This is a genomic window from Streptomyces sp. NPDC026538, assembly GCF_055567535.1.
Genome location: NZ_JBVHQG010000002.1, coordinates 209,297 through 225,848, shown reverse-complemented (window position 1 = coordinate 225,848; position 16,552 = coordinate 209,297). Strand labels below are relative to the sequence as shown.

The 16,552-nt window shown below is 69.1% G+C and carries 16 protein-coding genes, 1 tRNA gene and 1 pseudogene; 6 read left to right on the top strand and 12 right to left on the bottom strand.

Annotation, left to right across the window (positions count from 1 at the left end):
* Positions 1-38: 38 nt before the first annotated feature.
* The 5 genes from ACZ4N4_RS07905 to ACZ4N4_RS07885 form a co-directional block, all read right to left on the bottom strand.
* Positions 39-1,442, bottom strand: coding sequence for an OFA family MFS transporter (locus ACZ4N4_RS07905; RefSeq protein WP_467585732.1), 1,404 nt, complete (start codon positions 1,440-1,442; stop codon positions 39-41).
* 1 nt (position 1,443) lies between these two features.
* A complete protein-coding gene (locus ACZ4N4_RS07900) occupies positions 1,444-2,832 on the bottom strand; it encodes an OFA family MFS transporter (protein WP_467585729.1) in 1,389 nt (462 codons plus the stop codon).
* 123 nt (positions 2,833-2,955) lie between these two features.
* The gene (locus ACZ4N4_RS07895) at positions 2,956-5,100 is read right to left on the bottom strand and encodes an acetate--CoA ligase family protein (RefSeq protein ID WP_467585726.1); all 2,145 of its coding nucleotides are present in this window, start codon (positions 5,098-5,100) and stop codon (positions 2,956-2,958) included.
* Between the two features lie 4 nt (positions 5,101-5,104).
* Positions 5,105-6,337 (bottom strand): formyl-CoA transferase, encoded by a 1,233-nt coding sequence (gene frc, locus ACZ4N4_RS07890; protein WP_467585723.1) that lies wholly within the window; start codon positions 6,335-6,337, stop codon positions 5,105-5,107.
* A gap of 11 nt (positions 6,338-6,348) precedes the next feature.
* The gene (locus tag ACZ4N4_RS07885) at positions 6,349-8,031 is read right to left on the bottom strand and encodes a thiamine pyrophosphate-binding protein (protein ID WP_467585719.1); all 1,683 of its coding nucleotides are present in this window, start codon (positions 8,029-8,031) and stop codon (positions 6,349-6,351) included.
* 187 nt (positions 8,032-8,218) lie between these two features.
* Between ACZ4N4_RS07885 and sucC the strand changes: the two genes are divergently transcribed.
* From sucC to ACZ4N4_RS07865, 4 genes are all read left to right on the top strand, one after another.
* Positions 8,219-9,349: an ADP-forming succinate--CoA ligase subunit beta gene (sucC, locus tag ACZ4N4_RS07880; RefSeq protein WP_467585716.1), complete on the top strand. Its 1,131-nt coding sequence runs from the start codon at positions 8,219-8,221 to the stop codon at positions 9,347-9,349.
* Between the two features lie 14 nt (positions 9,350-9,363).
* Entirely contained in the window at positions 9,364-10,260 is an 897-nt protein-coding gene (gene sucD, locus ACZ4N4_RS07875; protein WP_467585713.1) for a succinate--CoA ligase subunit alpha, read from the top strand.
* 3 nt (positions 10,261-10,263) lie between these two features.
* On the top strand, positions 10,264-11,808 hold the full coding sequence (locus ACZ4N4_RS07870) for an aldehyde dehydrogenase family protein (protein ID WP_467585710.1): 1,545 nt from the start codon (positions 10,264-10,266) through the stop codon (positions 11,806-11,808).
* 385 nt (positions 11,809-12,193) lie between these two features.
* Positions 12,194-12,278 (top strand) — tRNA-Leu (locus ACZ4N4_RS07865).
* A gap of 53 nt (positions 12,279-12,331) precedes the next feature.
* Here ACZ4N4_RS07865 and ACZ4N4_RS07860 read toward each other — a convergent pair.
* The 5 genes and pseudogenes from ACZ4N4_RS07860 to ACZ4N4_RS07840 all read right to left on the bottom strand — a co-directional run bounded on the left by ACZ4N4_RS07860 (position 12,332) and on the right by ACZ4N4_RS07840 (position 14,500).
* Positions 12,332-12,820, bottom strand: coding sequence for a hypothetical protein (locus ACZ4N4_RS07860; protein WP_467585707.1), 489 nt, complete (start codon positions 12,818-12,820; stop codon positions 12,332-12,334).
* 134 nt (positions 12,821-12,954) lie between these two features.
* On the bottom strand, positions 12,955-13,263 hold the full coding sequence (locus ACZ4N4_RS07855) for a hypothetical protein (RefSeq protein ID WP_467585704.1): 309 nt from the start codon (positions 13,261-13,263) through the stop codon (positions 12,955-12,957).
* Between the two features lie 22 nt (positions 13,264-13,285).
* A pseudogene (locus tag ACZ4N4_RS07850) lies at positions 13,286-13,447 on the bottom strand (hypothetical protein); the annotation flags it as partial.
* Between the two features lie 146 nt (positions 13,448-13,593).
* Positions 13,594-14,070 (bottom strand): DUF3293 domain-containing protein, encoded by a 477-nt coding sequence (locus ACZ4N4_RS07845; RefSeq protein ID WP_467585701.1) that lies wholly within the window; start codon positions 14,068-14,070, stop codon positions 13,594-13,596.
* A 151-nt stretch (positions 14,071-14,221) separates the two neighbouring features.
* Positions 14,222-14,500 (bottom strand): hypothetical protein, encoded by a 279-nt coding sequence (locus tag ACZ4N4_RS07840; protein ID WP_467585698.1) that lies wholly within the window; start codon positions 14,498-14,500, stop codon positions 14,222-14,224.
* A gap of 856 nt (positions 14,501-15,356) precedes the next feature.
* Here ACZ4N4_RS07840 and ACZ4N4_RS07835 point away from each other — a divergent pair.
* On the top strand, positions 15,357-15,521 hold the full coding sequence (locus tag ACZ4N4_RS07835; RefSeq protein WP_453569820.1) for a hypothetical protein: 165 nt from the start codon (positions 15,357-15,359) through the stop codon (positions 15,519-15,521).
* Between the two features lie 57 nt (positions 15,522-15,578).
* On the opposite strand, the gene ACZ4N4_RS07830 is transcribed toward ACZ4N4_RS07835, so the two are convergent.
* Positions 15,579-15,704: a hypothetical protein gene (locus ACZ4N4_RS07830; protein WP_467585696.1), complete on the bottom strand. Its 126-nt coding sequence runs from the start codon at positions 15,702-15,704 to the stop codon at positions 15,579-15,581.
* Between ACZ4N4_RS07830 and ACZ4N4_RS07825 the strand changes: the two genes are divergently transcribed.
* Positions 15,705-15,917, top strand: coding sequence for a hypothetical protein (locus tag ACZ4N4_RS07825; RefSeq protein ID WP_467585693.1), 213 nt, complete (start codon positions 15,705-15,707; stop codon positions 15,915-15,917). It abuts the gene before it with no gap.
* A gap of 165 nt (positions 15,918-16,082) precedes the next feature.
* Here ACZ4N4_RS07825 and ACZ4N4_RS07820 read toward each other — a convergent pair whose 3' ends face one another.
* Positions 16,083-16,514, bottom strand: a complete 432-nt coding sequence (locus tag ACZ4N4_RS07820; protein WP_467585690.1) for an integrase core domain-containing protein — start codon at positions 16,512-16,514, stop codon at positions 16,083-16,085.
* Between the last annotated feature and the right edge of the window lie 38 nt (positions 16,515-16,552).

Below are 16,552 nucleotides of genomic sequence, written 5' to 3'. Positions count from 1 at the left end.
CACTGGGAAGACCTCGACCCGAGGTTCGGTGGGAAGCCTCAGACCGCCGTCTGCGGACGCACCGTGCCCACCTTCTCCCTGGCGCTCGGGCCGTGGCCCGGCTGCCTGAGCAGCAGGGCCACCCCCGCCGCCAGCATCGAGATGCCGCCGGCCAGGGCGTACGCGCCGTTGTAGCCCCAGGCGCCGACGACCATGGAGCCGAGGCCGCCGCCGAACAGGCCGCTGACGAGTTTGCCGCTGTAGACCAGGCCGTAGTTGGTGGCGTTGTAGTTCTCGCCGAAGTAGTCCGGGGTGAGGGCGGCGAACAGGGGGTAGAAGGCGCCGCCGCCGAAGCCGGAGAGGAAGGCGAAGAACAGGAACAGCCACTCGCTCTTCACGTCACCGGCCCAGATCACGCCGAACTGGGCCAGGCCCAGCACGACGATGACGAAGACCAGCGTCGGCTTGCGGCCCAGGCGGTCGGAGAGCCAGCCGACCACGCCGCGGCCGATGCCGTTGATGACCGCCATCACGCCCATGGAGGAGGCCGCGACCAGCGGGCCGAAGCCGACGTCCTTGGCGAAGTCCACCTGGAAGGAGATACCGAAGATCGAGACGCCCGCCGTCATGACGATCGCGATCCACATCAGCGGGAGCATGCCCGTGCGGATCGCCTCTTTCGGGGTGAACTGCCGTACCGCGGGCGGATTCTTGGCGAGAGCCGTGGCGTTCTTGGTGTCGCCCGAGGGAGCGAGCGGGTCGATGTCGGCCGGCCACCAGTTCTTCGGCGGGTCCTTGAAGAAGAACGCGGTGACCAGGACCACGACCATCACGTAGGCGCCGATGAGGTCCAGGACGCGGTGGTAGTTGGCCGTGTCGAAGGCGTAGTTGAAGATGAAGATGAAGGGGAGTGAACCGTAGGCGAAGCCGCCGTTCACGAATCCCGTGCGGGCGCCCCGGCGTTCGGGGAACCACTTGCCGACCATGTTGATGCAGGTCGCGTAGACCAGGCCGGAGCCGAGACCGCCGATCACGCCGAAGCCGATGATCGCCAGCCATATCTCGCTGATGTGTGAGAGGGCCAGGAATCCGATCAGGCACATCACGGAGCCGGTGTACATCGCCCGGCGGGCCGTGAGGATGCCCTTCTCGCGCAGCCAGCCCGCCGGGAAGGCGATACCGGCCTGGAAGAACACCCAGATGCTCAGGATCCAGAAGGTGTTGGACTGCGTCCAGCCGTGCGCGTGGGACAGGGTGTCCTCCGCGGAGCCGTACGCGTACTCGAAGACGCTGATGGCCATCATGGCCACCCACGGGAGATACACCATGAGGTTGCGGGAGTGGCCGAGGATGTCCCGGTCGGTCTCCCCGATCCGGTACACGCGGCCGCGGGCGTCCGTCACCTCACGGTACGGACGTCGTTCGGCACCGGTGCTGTTCGTGGCTACAGGGTCTGCCGTCATGTCACGCCATCTCCTCGCCGAGCGGATGCGGGTTGGGGACGATGCGCCGGGCGCTGGGCCTGCCCGGTGCCTTGAGGAAGAGGGCCAGCACTGCGGAGGCCAGGCCGACGGAGCCCGCGAGCACGAACGCGCCGTGGTAGTCCCACTCGCCCACGACGACCGCGCCCAGACCGGAACCCACCAGACCGGAGATCAGCTTGGAGCTGTAGACCATCCCGTAGTTGGTGGCGTTGTTGTTCTCACCGAAGTAGTCCGCCGTCATGGCCGCGAAGAGCGGGAAGATCGCCCCGCCGCCGAACCCGGAGACCATGGAGCAGAACAGGAAGAACGGCATGCTGCCCATCTGGCCGGAGACCAGCACACCGAACTGTGCGCTGCCGAGCACGATGCAGACGATGATCAGGGTGTTGCGGCGGCCGTAGCGGTCGGAGATCCAGCCGATGACCCCGCGGCCGGTGCCGTTGACGATCGCCTTCAGTGACATGGCCGTGGCCACGATCCCGCCCGCGAACCCCATGTCCTTGCCGAACGGCACCTGGAAGGCGATGCCGAAGATGTTGATCCCGGCCGTGCACAGCAGGCAGAACCACATCATCCACAGGACGGGCGTACGGGCCGCCTCCTTCGGGGTGTACTGCTTGACCGCAGGCGGGTTCTTCTCCAACGCCCGCCTGATCCGCGGATCCTGAGTGGCCTTCAGGGGATCGACGTGCGGCGGCCACCAGTTCTTCGGCGGGTCCTTGAAGAACCAGCCGGCCGACGCCACCACCAGACACAGTCCGACGCCGACCGAGGTGAGCAGGACCTTGTAGTTGCCCAGGTCGAGGACGGAGGTGAAGAGGAACACGAACGGCACGGACCCGTAGGCGAAACCGCCGTTCACGAAGCCCGTCTTGCCGCCCTTGCGCTCCGGATACCACTTGCCGACCATGTTCACGCAGGTCGCGTAGACGAGACCGGCGCCGATACCGCTGCACATGCCGAAGCCGAGATAGGCGACGACCACGTTCGGTGCGAACGCCAGCGCCGCATAGCCCAGCAGCGTGCCGACCGCGCCGATCAGCATGGCCGTACGCGCGGGAAGACGTCCGCTCTCCCGCAGTTGCCCGGCCGGGAAGGCCACGGCCGCCTGGAAGAACACCCAGACGCCCATCAGCCAGAAGATGTGCCCGCTGCTCCACAGATGTGCCTCGTGCAGCGTGTCCTCCGCCGACGTGAACGCGTACTCGGCGGAACTGATGCCCATCATGCCCACCCAGGGCAGGATGACCATCCACTTGCGTGCGCGGCCCATCAGATCGACGTCGGTCTCGCCGATCCGGTATGTGCGGCCGTTGCGGTCCGTCACCTCCCTGAAGGGGACGGACGCCGTTAGATCGATGGATGACATGTTCGTTCAGCACCCCTTGCGTCGAAAGCTCTGGCCAGCGCCCCCTGTCCAATGCCTTTCGTGCGCGCACGGGTCCCGGGGCCGGCCGCAGCGCACCGCCGGCCGGCCCCTTCCTCGGCTAGGTCATGAGCCGCCCCCCAGCAGTCCGGCCGCCCGCGCCCAGCGGTACTTGGCGCCGAGCACGGCCACCGGCCGTTCGGTCGTGTACGGGTACGCCACGACCCCCCGCTCGTACAGGTACTGGCAGGCCTCCTCGACCTCGACGTCCCCCGCGAGCGAGGCGACGACCGGCTTCTCGATGCCCCGCTCCCGGAACTCCGCGACCACCCGCGCGGTCAGTTCCGCGAACACCATCGGCGGGGTGACGATGGTGTGCCAGTAGCCGAGGACCAGGGCGTGGATGCGCGGGTCCTCAAGACCGAGCCGGATCGTCGCCTCGTACGTCGACGGCGGCTCGCCGCCCGTGATGTCCACCGGGTTGCCCGCGGCCCCGAACGGCGGGATGAAGCGGCGAAACGCCTCGTCAAGGTCCGGCGGTATCTCCATCAGGGACAGGCCGTTGTCGGTGATGGCGTCGGACAGCAGCACCCCGCTGCCGCCCGCACCGGTGATGATCACGACGTTGTCGCCCTGCGGGGCAGGCAGCACCGGCAGGCCGCGCGCGAACTCCAGCATGTCGTTCAGGCCCGGCGCCCGGATCACCCCGGCCTGCCGGAGGATGTCGTCGTACACCGCGTCGTCACCCGCGAGAGCCCCGGTGTGCGAACCGGCCGCCTTGGCGCCGGCCGCCGTACGCCCCGCCTTGAGGACCACGACAGGCTTCTTCGGTACGGTGTTCCGCGCCGCGTCGACGAAGGCGCGGCCGTCCTTGAGGTCCTCCAGGTGCATCGCGATGCACTCGGTGTGCGGGTCTTCGCCGAACCAGGTCAGCAGGTCGTCCTCGTCCAGGTCCGACTTGTTGCCGAGGCCCACGATCGCCGACACACCGGTCTTCGTGGTCCGCGCGAAGCCGAGGATCGCCATCCCGATGCCGCCCGACTGGGACGTCAGCGCCACGCCGCCCTTCACGTCGTACGGCGTGCAGAACGTGGCGCACAGGTCCTGCCAGGTGGAGTAGTAGCCGTAGATGTTCGGGCCGAGGAGGCGGACGCCGTACCGTTCGCCGATCGCGACGATCTCCTCCTGGAGTTCGTGTTCGCCTGTCTCCGCGAAACCGGAGGGGATCAGGACGGCGTTGGGGATCTTCTTGCGGCCCACCTCCTCCAGCGCCGCTGCCACGAACCTGGCGGGAATGGCGAAGACTGCCACGTCCACCTCTCCGGGAACGTCCGTGACACTCTTGTACGCCTTGCGGCCCAGAATGTCATCGGCCTTGGGGTTCACCGGATGGATCTCCCCGGCGAAGCCGCCGTCGACCAGGTTGCGCATCACCGAGTTGCCGATCTTGCCCGGCTCGTTGGAGGCGCCGATCACGGCGACCGAGCGGGGCTGCATCAGCCGGCGCATGGAGGTGAGGATCTCCTCGCGCGTGTACTTCCGGCGCGGCGGCGGCTGCTTCCCGGCGAGGATGATCCGGATGTCGGCGGCGACCGCGCCCTGTGGGGTGGCGATCACCGGGTTGAGGTCCACCTCGGCGATCTCCGGGAAGTCCGCGACCAGTTGGGAGACGCGCCGGATCTGCTCGGCGACCGCCCAGCGGTCCACCCCGGCCTGCCCGCGCACCCCGCGCAGCACCTCGGCCGCCTGGATGGAGTCGAGCATGGAGAGCGCCTCGTCGGCGGAGACGGGCGCCAGCCGGAAGGTGACGTCCTTCAGGACCTCGACCAGCACCCCGCCGAGCCCGAAGGCGACGACCTTCCCGAAGGTGGGGTCGGTGACCGCGCCGACGATCACCTCCGTGCCCTTCGGCAGCAGCTCCTGGACCTGGACGCCCTCGATCCTCGCGTCGGCGTCGTAGGCCTTGGCGTTCTCGACGATCCGATGGAAGGCCGCGCGCACGTCCGCCGCGCCCTCGACCCCTACGATCACCCCGCCGGCGTCGGTCTTGTGCAGGATGTCCGGTGAGACGATCTTCATGACGACCGGTCCGCCGAAGCGCGCCGCGTACGCCACCGCCTCGTCGACGTCCCTCGCCAGCTCCTCGCCCGGTACGGCGATCCCGTACGCGTCGGCGATCACCTTGCCCTCGGGCGCGGTGAGCGCGTTGCGGCCCGCTGCGCGCACGGAGTCGAGGAGCGCGCGGACCCGCAGCTCCCGGTCCTCTGCCATCACGTCAGATCACTCCGTTCGACTTGAGCAGGCGCAACTCTTCGTCGCCCAGACCGAGTTCGCCGATGTAGACCTCTGCGTTGTGCTCGCCCAGGAGCGGTGAACTGGTCACGTCCACGGGGGAGTCGGAGAGCTTGAGCGGGCTGCCGACGGTGACGAACTCACCGCGCTCGGGGTGCGGGACGGTGACCACCATCTCGTTGGCGACCAGCGACTCGTCCTCGATGATCTCCTTGGTGGAGAGGATCGGTCCGCACGGGATGTTGTGGGCGTTGAGCCTCTCCAGCACCTCCCACTTGGGGAGCGTCGAGGACCACTCCTCGATCAGCTGGAACATCTTGTTGAGTTTGGGCAGACGGGCCTCCGGGGTCGCCCATTCCGGGTCCTCCGCCAGCTCCGGCCGGCCGATCAGTCGGGTGATCGGCTGCCAGCCGACGGGCTGCACGATGACGTACACGTAGTCGTTCGGCCCGCCCGGCGCGCACTGCACCGCCCAGCCGGGCTGACCGCCGCCGGAGGCGTTGCCGGAGCGGGGCACCTGGTCGCCGAAGTCCTCGTTGGGGTACTCGGCGAGCGGCCCGTGCACCAGCCGCTGCTGGTCGCGCAGCTTGACCCGGCAGAGGTTGAGCACGGCGTGCTGCATGGCGACGTTAACCCGCTGGCCGCGTCCGGTCCGCTCCCGCTGGAAGAGCGCCGCCAGTATCCCGGCTACTGTATGCACCCCCGTGCCCGAGTCACCGATCTGCGCGCCCGTCGCCAGTGGCGGCCCGTCCTCGAAGCCGGTGGTGGCCATCGAGCCGCCCATCGCCTGGGCGACGACCTCGTACGCCTTGAAGTCGGTGTACGGCCCCTCCCCGAACCCCTTGATGGACGCGTACACGATCCGGGGGTTGATCTCCTTGATGCGGTCCCAGGTGAACCCCATCCGGTCGACCGCACCCGGCCCGAAGTTCTCCACCATCACGTCCGAGCGGCGTATCAGCTCGGTGAGGAGTTCCTTGCCGCGCTCGGTCTTGGTGTTGAGGGTGATGCTCCGCTTGTTGCAGTTGAGCATCGTGAAGTAGAGGGAGTCGACGTCCGGGAGGTCACGCAGCTGCTTGCGCGTGATGTCACCGGTCGGCGCCTCCAGTTTTACGACGTCCGCGCCGAGCCAGGCGAGCAGCTGGGTGGCGGACGGCCCCGACTGGACGTGCGTCATGTCGAGGACGCGGATGCCTTCGAGTGCCTTGGTGGTCATCGGCGTTCACCTCACTTGTACATGGTCTGGTTCATGGTTCCGGGGGCGTACGCGTCCGGGTCGACCCAGACGTTGATCAGCGACGGCTTGCCGGACTCCCGGGCCCGGCGCAGGGCGGGGCCGATGTCGGCGGGGTCGCGGACCTCCTCGCCATAACCGCCCAGCATCTGGGCGAACTTGTCGTAGTGGACGTCCCCGAGGGTGTTGCCGATCCGCTCGCGCTCCTTGCCGTACTTGGCGGCCTGGCCGTAACGGATCTGGTTCATCGAGGAGTTGTTGCCGACGATCCCGACGAAGGGCAGGTCGTAACGGACCAGGGTCTCGAAGTCCCAGCCGGTGAGGGAGAACGCGCCGTCGCCGAAGAGGGCGACGACCTCCTTGTCGGGCCGCGCCTGCTTGGCGGCGAGCACGAAGGGGACGCCGACGCCGAGGGTGCCGAGCGGGCCCGGGTCCATCCAGTGGCCAGGCGACTTGGGCTGGACCACCTGCCCCGAGAAGGTGACGATGTCGCCGCCGTCGCCGATGTAGATCGAGTCCTCGGTGAGGAAGTCGTTGATCTCGCTGACCAGGCGGTACGGGTGGATGGGGGAGGCGTCCGACCGCAGCTGCGGCAACCGCTTCTCGATCGCGGTCTGTTCGGCGGCCCGCAGCTCGTCGAGCCACTCCTTGCGCCGGGAGGCACCACCGTTGACGCGGCCCGAGGCGGCCTCGGTCACGGACTTCAGGACCAGCCCCGCGTCGCCGACGATCCCGAGGTCGATGTCCCGGTTCTTGCCGACCGTGCGGTAGTCGAGGTCGATCTGGACGACGGTGGCGGCGGGGGAGAGACGCTTGCCGTAGCCCATCCGGAAGTCGAAGGGCGTGCCGACGATCACGATGACGTCGGCGTTGGAGAACGCGTACCGCCGGGAGAGCTGGAAGTGGTGCGGGTCGCCGGGCGGCAGGCTGCCGCGTCCGGCGCCGTTCATGTACGCCGGGATGTTGAGGGTCCTGACCAGCTCGATGGCGGCCGCGGTGCCCCGAGTCGTCCAGACCTGGCTGCCCAGCAGGATGGCCGGTTTCTCCGCGTGCACGAGGAGGTCGGCGAGCTTCTCGATCGCGTCGGGGTCGCCGGCCGAGCGGGTGGAGGCCCGGTAAGCGCCGGACCGGGGGACGCGCGCCTTCTCCGCCGGGACCTTGGCGTCCAGGACGTCGCGCGGTATCTCCAGGAAGGAGGGGCCGGGCGCGCCGTGGTAGCACTCGCGAAACGCCATCGAGACCATGTCGGCGGCGCGGGCGGTGTCCGGGACGGTCGCCGCGAACTTGGTGATCGGCGCCATCATGTCGACGTGCGGCAGGTCCTGCAGGGACCCCATCTTGTGCTGGGTGAGCGCCCCCTGGCCGCCGATCAGCAGCATCGGGGACTCCGCGCGGAAGGCGTTGGCGACCCCGGTGACGGCGTCGGTCGTCCCCGGCCCCGCGGTGACGACCGCGCAGCCTGGCCTGCCGGTGATGCGTGCGTAGCCGTCGGCGGCGTGCGCGGCCACCTGCTCGTGGCGGACGTCGACGACTTCTATGCCCTCGTCTACGCAGCCGTCGTAGATGTCGATGATGTGGCCGCCGCAGAGGGTGTAGATGCGGTCGACCCCCTCGGCCTTCAGTGCCTTGGCAACGAGATGACCACCGGAAATCACGTCCTGGGTGTCGTCGGGCATGGCGAAGTCCTGTCCCTTCGTAGGGGGTGGGATGCCGTCTTCGTACATTGCATACAGTCGACGAATACTGTATGAAGCTTGTTATCCCGCATCCGGTGGGTGGTGTCCAGGGGGCGTGCGGCACTTTTCAGTCATCGGAGTTCGGCCTCGCGATGACTTCTGGATGACTTCGCAGACAGGAGCCGGAATGGACCTGTACGAACACCAGGCAAGGGAACTCTTCGAGGAACACGGCATCGTGGTGCCGAGGGGCGAGGTCACCGACTCGCCCAAGGAGGCCCGGGAGATCGCCCGCAGGCTCGGCGGCCGGGTCGTAGTGAAGGCGCAGGTCAAGACCGGTGGCCGGGGCAAGGCGGGCGGCGTCAGGCTAGCCGCCGATCCGGCCGCCGCGGAACTGACGGCCCGACAGATCCTGGGCATGGACATCAAGGGGCACACGGTCGGCAAGGTGATGCTGGCCCAACCCGTCGACATCGAGAGCGAGTTCTACCTCTCCTACGTCCTCGACCGGGCGGCCGGCGGCTTCCTGGCGATCGCCTCCGCCGAGGGCGGCATGGAGATCGAGGAAGTGGCCGCGAACCGGCCGGAGGCGGTGGCCCGCATCCCCGTCGACCCCGCGGTCGGCGTCACCTCCGCCAAGGCCCAGGAGATCGCCGGCGCCGCCGGACTGCCGCCGCAGACCGTCGACGTCCTGGTAAGGCTCTGGCAGGTGCTGGTCCGCGAGGACGCCCTGCTCGTCGAGGTGAACCCGCTCGTGCGGACCACGGAGGGCCGGATCCTGGCCCTCGACGGCAAGATCACCCTGGACGACAACGCCCGCTTCCGGCAGGCCCGTTGGGGCGCGGAGGAGAGCGGGCACCGGGACCCGCTGGAGGCGGTGGCCGCCGCCCGCGGCCTCAACTACGTCAAGCTGGACGGCGCTGTCGGCATCATCGGCAACGGCGCCGGCCTGGTGATGTCCACCCTGGACGTGGTGGCCGGCTGCGGCGCGGCCCCCGCCAACTTCCTGGACATCGGCGGCGGAGCCTCCGCCCAGACCATGGCCGACGGACTGTCGGTGATCCTCTCCGACCCGGCCGTGAAGTCGGTCTTCGTCAACGTCTTCGGCGGAATCACGGCATGCGACGCGGTCGCCGACGGGATCGTGCAGGCCCTGGAGACCGTCCGGCTGACCAAGCCCCTGGTGGTCCGGCTCGACGGCAACAACGCGGCCCGCGGCCGGGCGATCCTCGACGGCCGCGCGCACCCCCTGGTCGAACAGGCCACCACCATGGACGGCGCCGCCCACCGCGCGGCCCAACTCGCCACCACAGCCTGAGGAGACGGGACGACATGGCGATCTACCTCACCAAGGAGAGCAAGGTCCTCGTCCAGGGCATGACCGGCGGCGAGGGCATGAAGCACACCCGGCGGATGCTCGCCGCCGGGACGGACGTCGTCGGCGGCGTCAACCCGCGCAAGGCGGGCCAGAGCGTCGACTTCGACGAGCGTGCGGTCCCGGTCTACGGCACGGTCGCCGAGGGCGTGGCCGCGACCGGCGCCGACGTCACGGTCGTCTTCGTGCCGCCCGCCTTCGCCAAGGCGGCGGTGCTGGAGGCCGCCGACGCCGGTATCGGCCTGGCGGTGGTGATCACGGAGGGCATCCCGGTCCACGACTCCGTCGCCTTCACCGCGTACGCCCGCGGCAAGGGCACCCGGATCATCGGCCCCAACTGCCCCGGACTGATCACCCCCGGCCAGTCCAACGCGGGCATCATCCCCGCCGACATCACCAAGCCGGGCCGGATCGGACTCGTCTCCAAGTCGGGCACCCTGACCTACCAACTCATGTACGAACTGCGCGACATCGGCTTCTCCACCTGCGTGGGCATCGGCGGTGACCCGGTCGTCGGCACGAGCCACATCGACTGCCTGGCCGCCTTCCAGGAAGACCCCGACACCGAACTCGTCGTCCTCATAGGGGAGATCGGAGGCGACGCGGAGGAACGGGCCGCCGCCTACATCCGCGACCACGTCACCAAGCCGGTCGTCGGCTACATCGCCGGGTTCACAGCGCCCGAGGGCCGCACCATGGGCCACGCGGGCGCCATCGTCTCCGGTTCGGCCGGCACCGCGCGGGCCAAGCAGGAGGCGCTGGAGGCGGTCGGGGTGCGGGTGGGGAGCACACCGACCGCCACCGCGCGGCTGGTCCTGGACCTGCTGGATGCGCGGCAGCCGGAAGGGAGCTGAGCCATGGCCCTCGGCACTCTGGTCCAGAAGCCCGGCACCGGGTGGCGCGACGCCTGGGCGCGCTGTCTCGCTGTCGCCCCCGAGGCCTTCCAGGACGACCGAGTCCTCAACCTCCACGCCGGCACCTGGCAGCCCGACGGCCGGCCGCTGCCCGCGACCAGCCCCGTCGACGGCAGCCCCATCGCCGGCGCCCCACGGCTCGACCGCGGCACCGCCCACCGGGCCGTCCGCGCCTGCCTCGACCAGCACCGGGCCTGGCGGCACGTCCCGCTGGACGAGCGCCGGGCCAGGGTGGCCGCCACCCTGGACGCCCTGACCGAACACCGCGAACTGCTCGCCCTGCTCCTGGTCTGGGAGATCGGCAAGCCCTGGCGGCTGGCCCAGGCGGACGTGGACCGGGCGATCGACGGGGTGCGCTGGTACGTCGACGGCATCGGGCCGATGCTCGCGGGGCGCGCCCCGCTGGACGGGCCGGTGTCCAACATCGCCAGCTGGAACTACCCGATGAGCGTGCTCGTCCACGCGGTACTGGTCCAGGCCCTGGCGGGCAACGCGGTGGTGGCGAAGACCCCGACCGACGGCGGCGTCGCCTGTCTCACCCTGGCCTGCGCGCTGGCCGCCCGGGAAGGCCTGCCGGTGACGCTGCTGAGCGGCAGCGGGGGCGAGCTGTCCGAGGTGCTGGTGCGGGCGCCGGAGATCGGCTGTGTCTCCTTCGTCGGAGGCCGGGACACCGGAGCCGCGGTGGCCACCGCCGTCGCCGACCTCGGCAAGCGGCACGTACTCGAACAGGAGGGGCTCAACACCTGGGGCATCTGGAACTTCACCGGCTGGGAGGCGTTCACCGCCGTCGTCCCCAAGCTCTTCGACTACGGCAAACAGCGCTGCACCGCCTACCCGCGCTTCGTCGTCCAGCGCGAGCTGTTCGACGAGTTCCTGACCGCCTACCTCCCGGCGGTCCGGGGGCTGCGCGTGGGCCACCCCCTTGCGGTCCGCGACCCCGCCGACTCGCTGCCCGAGCTGGACTTCGGGCCGGTGATCAACGCGGCCAAGGCCAAGGACCTGACCGACCAGGTGGCCGAGGCCGTCGACCGCGGCGCCGTCCCACTGCACCGCGGCCGCCCGGCCGACGCGCGCTTCCTGCCCGGCCAGGACACGTCGTCGTACGTCCACCCGGTCACCCTCCTCAACCCGCCCCGGTCCTCCCCGCTCCACCACGCGGAACCGTTCGGCCCGGTCGACACGATCGTCCTGGTCGACACCGAGGCCGAACTGCTGGCCGCCATGAACGCGTCCAACGGCGCGCTGGTCGCCACGCTCTCCACCGACGACGAGGCCACCTTCGCGCGGCTGGCCCCGCAGATCCGAGCCTTCAAGGTCGGCCACGGCAAGCCACGCTCCCGAGGCGACCGGGACGAACTGTTCGGCGGCTTCGGCGCGTCCTGGCGGGGCGCCTTCGTCGGCGGCGAACTGCTGGTGCGCGCGGTGACGCAGGGGCCGGCGGGGGAGCGGCTGCCGGGGAACTTCCCGGAGTACCAGCTCATGCCCTGAGGGCGAGGACAGGGCGGCGATCGTGGCCCGGTTCGCCGCCGGGTCGTCGCACGACACCTGGACCTGGACCTGGACCGAGCGGACGATCTCCGCCGGACCCCGGCCCGGTCCGGCGCGGCGCGCGTCCGGCACCGGGCGCGCCCTGCGGCGAACCCACGGTGTTGTGCGGCGCCCCGGGCGCGGCCCGCACGTCGGCGTACCGGGCGTACTCGGCCTACGGTCGCGGCCGCCGCCGACTGAGCCGGTAGCGGGTCGGGTACGTACGGTGAGGGGGTGCCGACCTGCGGATATGTCGACGGAAACGCAGGTGAAGGGCACTCCGAAAGCTTGGTATTGTTGTCCATGTCGCCGCGGGGAACACCCCCGGTCAGGTGGCAGACACCTGGTCCGGGTGGCGGAATGGCAGACGCGCTAGCTTGAGGTGCTAGTGCCCTTTATCGGGCGTGGGGGTTCAAGTCCCCCCTCGGACACTCACTCGCTACAGCGATACGCGGATGAGGGCCTCGACCTAACGGTCGCGGCCCTACCTGCGTGTTCGTAACCCCTCACTCTGGCGAACCGCTCGACGACCTCGGCCGGCTCCGCACCCAGTCGGCGACGAACCGCGCCACAGGTACTCTTTGGCGACGACGTCGTCGAGCGCGTCGAGTACCTTCCCGAGGCCCTTGAAGGCGTCGTCCAGCTTGTGCATCAGACCCGGCTCGTTCGGCGCGATGTCCATCGCCTTGTCCAGGCGCCGGGCGACCGATTGGCCTTCCAGGTCGTAGTCGCCGGCCAGCTTGCGGGCCTGAGCGCGGTACAGGTCGAGATCGGACTGTGCGGTAGCGGCCGACAGCTCCGCCGAGGACCTGTCCTTCTCGGTCTTCTCCCGCTTGTTCGCCTCAGCGTCGTCCTTCGCAGGCAGGTCGATCAGGGGTTTGGGCGGCAGACCGGCCAGCTTCTGCTTCGCCGCGTGCAACGCGTCCTGCGCGTGCTGCTCCAGGACCTCGGCCTTGCGCTGCCACTCCGGCATCGCGTCGACCCAGTCACTCAGAGCCGTCGCGGCCTAGCTGAAGGAGCGTTCGCCTTGTCGACCTTGGGCCTGAAGTTCTCGTGAACCGACCCCTCAGGGGTGAGATCTGCGTGGGCGAAGTCCAGGAGAAGACATCACTCACACGCCTCCCCCTCCCGTGGCTTCCGCAGCGCCTCAGCCAACTTGTCGTCGAGCTCCTCGAACTCCTTCTTCTTCGTGTCGAGGGCTTTGACCGCCGCACCGGAATACTTCTTGATCTGCTTGATCCCGTACGACCACTCGTCCCCGAAGTCGTTCATACGCGAGGCGAGCAAGCTCACACCCATGGAGTCGCCGTCGACCTCGTCCATCTCCCGGCCCGGCTGCTCCATGATCTCGCCGATGCGCTTGATGTCGCTGCGGACACGGTTGAGTACATCGATGTCGATGCGGATGTCACTCATCGTTCCCCCGGTTGGAATTGGCTCAGCGGTTGACGGCCTGGATCTCCTGGAGGACGACATCCTGGTCAGCGCCGAACGTGCCGTCTGGCAGGGGCCGTTCACGATTCACGCCGGTGCCGGTCCAGTGGATCTTCCACATAACCGTGGCCTTGAGCTGGTACGAGCCGTCGCCGGAGGAGCGCATGGCCCTCCAGGCCGCGTGGCCGAACCTGTCACCCGAACCTGCAGCAGACCCGCGTGGCTCCTTTGGGGTGCGAGGTAGTTGTCGTGGCGTGCTCGGCTGATCAGTGGGGTCGCTTGCGAGGCAGGCGACCGAGAGGTCCGGTGGACCTACGGGAGGGCAGCGTGCCAGCCGGTGACGACCGTGTGGTGGGTCGCCTCGGCGCAGCCCAGCAGTCGCCACGAGGCCGGTGACCAGGCGAACACGGCGTCCTGGCCGAACCGCCGGCCCAGAGCCCTGGCCTGGGCGTCGTCCATACCCACGACAGCAGCGCTGATTTCGGCGTGGGTACCGGCCGCGTCGCCTCCGACGGCCGGCCACCACTGCAGGCCTCGAAGGTCGAGGGTCCGCACCAGTTCGTGTTGCGCCCGCAGATTGGCCCGCACGGCGGTGTTGCGTCCACGGGGGTTGAAGGCGGTGACGATGTGGATCGTGTGCCCGCTGCCGAGCGGATACTGAAGATCTGACATGCCGTCCGAGGGATCCGGCGTGACGCGGATGCTGTACGCGGGGAAGGCGATGTCCACGACCGCGCGCCGATAGTTCGCCCACTGCGTGGGCTCGGCGGAATGAGAAACGGCAGGCACAGGAGTCTCCTTCGAAAGGGGACCCCCTTACCTGCCGGCAGGGAGATCTACGGGCCGCTGATGCGGGACGATCTCAACTACCAGGTGCTGAGCACCCGGCGGCCGTGATGATGCCACACGGCCGTGTTCCGAGTCCAGCGGCTCTCAGGGCTCACCGGGTCACCTCATGGCCCGGATCAGTCGCTTCCCCCTCTGCCCCGGCCCCGTGGCTGAACCAGACGCTTTCCAGGCCCTCCATGACGCCATGCAGCTTGTTCAGCGGGAACGTGATGCCGCGACCGAAGGACTCCGTCGACGGGCTGTACTCGCGTACTTCCGCACACAACCCAGCCTCGGGGTACTCGTCAGGGGACCAGACGGTACTGACATGGATCTCCTTGTCGGCGGCAGCCTGTACCCGCGCATGCACCTCACGCTCGATCTCGCTCAACTCATCTCCGTCCCGGTCCTTCCATACGTGGCCCTCAGGGTAATGAGGCAACGAAGTGCAGATACGGTGAGGGTGGTTGACAGAACGACAGTCCATGCCGGTCCGGGAGGAAGTGGAGACGACGGTGGGCATGTATCCGATGGCGCACCCGGAGAAGTGCCCGAAGTGCGGACGGGATCTGCGCGAGCGTCCGCGACCCGAGCGGGTGGCTGTTCCGGACTTTCCCGGAGAGGCGACGTACGGGACCGATCCGGTCTGTGGGGCACGCTGGCACGTGTGGGACAAGACTTCTCCGTTGCGGAGCAAGGCCCGGCCCTACGTGGCCGGAGAGGAGTGAATGCTGTTGCGCGCCCGAACGCTTCCCACCGCGCCAAGGCCGATCAGGGAGGCCACGTTGGCCGGGGTTCCGTGGCGCAGCTGAATGGTGGCGGCTGTCGCCAGGGCGGCACTGACGAGCTGGGTGTGATCTCCGATGAGGATCCGCGCCTCCCGATCGATCTCGGCGCACAAGGGGGCACTCGAGCTTGTACTTGTCCGGGCCGGCGCTTTCAGACTCGGTGATCTTCGGCTGCAGGCCGTTCACCCTCGGTTCTGGTGTTACCCGCTTGCGAGGTCGTGGGCTCACCGGTTCTTCCCTGGGTTTCGTAGCTGATGCGTTCGCATTCTCCCTGGGTGAGGGACCAGCGCCCGACAGCGACGGCGCCGACGACCTGGCGACGGCCGATGGTGCGTGCGCTGTCCGGCCGCGGATCGCCTCTCTGGACGATGCTGGATTGCCGTTCGCACGGTGAGGCCGCAGACGTTCCACCACGGCCTGAGAGGGAAGGATGGACGTGAGCGACGAAGGAGGCCCGTCATGAAATCCGGAGCCCCTGACTACGACGGTTGGTACTCGCGCACACCCTCGCAGGCCGAGGGCGAGCGGGATGAGACGGGCGAGGGTACCGCAAGGGAACAGCACCCGGACGTTCCCCGGAGTGAGCCGTCCCAGGCGGAGGGCGAGCGGGGCGACGACGCCTAGCGCCACTGGACGATCCGCCGCCGGGGGCCGGGTGAGGGTGCACTTTTTTCGGCGGTGTCACCGGTTCCCGGCCCGCCTGCCGTCCAGCAGTCCGTGCAGGTGCGCGGCGGCGTTCTCGATGTCCGCGTATTTCTGCTGTCCGGCGCGCACCTGTGCCCGCCAGCCGAGTCCATGGGAGATCACATGCCCGGCAATATCGAACGTGCCGCGCTGCGCGCCGCGGCTCAGGCCGCCGAGCAGATCCTGGCGAACGCCGCCGAGCAGGCCGAGCAGGCCGAGCGGCAGGAACCGTACGCGCAGCGCGTCGCCGAGCTCGGGATGGTGACCGGTGCGTTGAGGGCCCTGCTGGACGCGGTGCGCCCCTTTACCGAGGAAGGCGAAGAGGACGGGCGGTGACCGGCGCTTTCGGACCCGGCCGCCAGCGCGCCGGCATTTCGATCACCGTTGGGAGCAGTCGGTGGGACAGGGCACCGCGGCGCAGGGCCGGCGCGCGCCATGTTGGATCGGCCCGCGACGTGAGCGTGCCACGGCCTGGGGGGCTCACAAAGTCATCGCTGCAGCTCAAGCGGCGTATCTGTATTCGTGGACGATTCCGCCGAGGACGCTGATGCGTAGGAGCCTTTGCGCGTGGGGGTCGTTCCCGGCAGCGGGCTGGTCCTGAGCTTCGGGCGGTCGTTGGTCTCGGGCCCGGTGTGGTCGATGCCTGTTGTAGTGGTGGTGGTACTCGGCGAGAGTCTTTCGGGCGTGGCCCTCGTTCATGATCAGAACGTGGTCGAGTGCCTCCCGGCGGATCGTGCCGATCACGCGCTCGCAGTGAGCGTTCATCCGCGGCGCCTGTGGCGCGCTGAGCAGCACCTCCATCTCCTCCGCTTCGAAGACGGCGTCGAAGGAGCTGGTGTACTTGCTTGCGCGACGTCCCCAGGTCGGCGTGCACGCCATCTGCACCGCCTCTGGCCACACGAAACGTCCGCACAGCGCAGAGGCCGCATCCACGAATCGCGCAGCCGTCCTCGGCATGCAACCGGCCTCGT

Coding starts and splice junctions, on each gene's coding strand:
- ACZ4N4_RS07905 (WP_467585732.1), bottom strand. CDS start 1,442: ATGACGGCAGACCCTGTAGCCACGAACAGCACCGGTGCCGAACGACGT.
- ACZ4N4_RS07900 (WP_467585729.1), bottom strand. CDS start 2,832: ATGTCATCCATCGATCTAACGGCGTCCGTCCCCTTCAGGGAGGTGACG.
- ACZ4N4_RS07895 (WP_467585726.1), bottom strand. CDS start 5,100: ATGGCAGAGGACCGGGAGCTGCGGGTCCGCGCGCTCCTCGACTCCGTG.
- frc (WP_467585723.1), bottom strand. CDS start 6,337: ATGACCACCAAGGCACTCGAAGGCATCCGCGTCCTCGACATGACGCAC.
- ACZ4N4_RS07885 (WP_467585719.1), bottom strand. CDS start 8,031: ATGCCCGACGACACCCAGGACGTGATTTCCGGTGGTCATCTCGTTGCC.
- sucC (WP_467585716.1), top strand. CDS start 8,219: ATGGACCTGTACGAACACCAGGCAAGGGAACTCTTCGAGGAACACGGC.
- sucD (WP_467585713.1), top strand. CDS start 9,364: ATGGCGATCTACCTCACCAAGGAGAGCAAGGTCCTCGTCCAGGGCATG.
- ACZ4N4_RS07870 (WP_467585710.1), top strand. CDS start 10,264: ATGGCCCTCGGCACTCTGGTCCAGAAGCCCGGCACCGGGTGGCGCGAC.
- ACZ4N4_RS07860 (WP_467585707.1), bottom strand. CDS start 12,820: ATGCCGGAGTGGCAGCGCAAGGCCGAGGTCCTGGAGCAGCACGCGCAG.
- ACZ4N4_RS07855 (WP_467585704.1), bottom strand. CDS start 13,263: ATGAGTGACATCCGCATCGACATCGATGTACTCAACCGTGTCCGCAGC.
- ACZ4N4_RS07835 (WP_453569820.1), top strand. CDS start 15,357: ATGAAATCCGGAGCCCCTGACTACGACGGTTGGTACTCGCGCACACCC.
- ACZ4N4_RS07825 (WP_467585693.1), top strand. CDS start 15,705: ATGCCCGGCAATATCGAACGTGCCGCGCTGCGCGCCGCGGCTCAGGCC.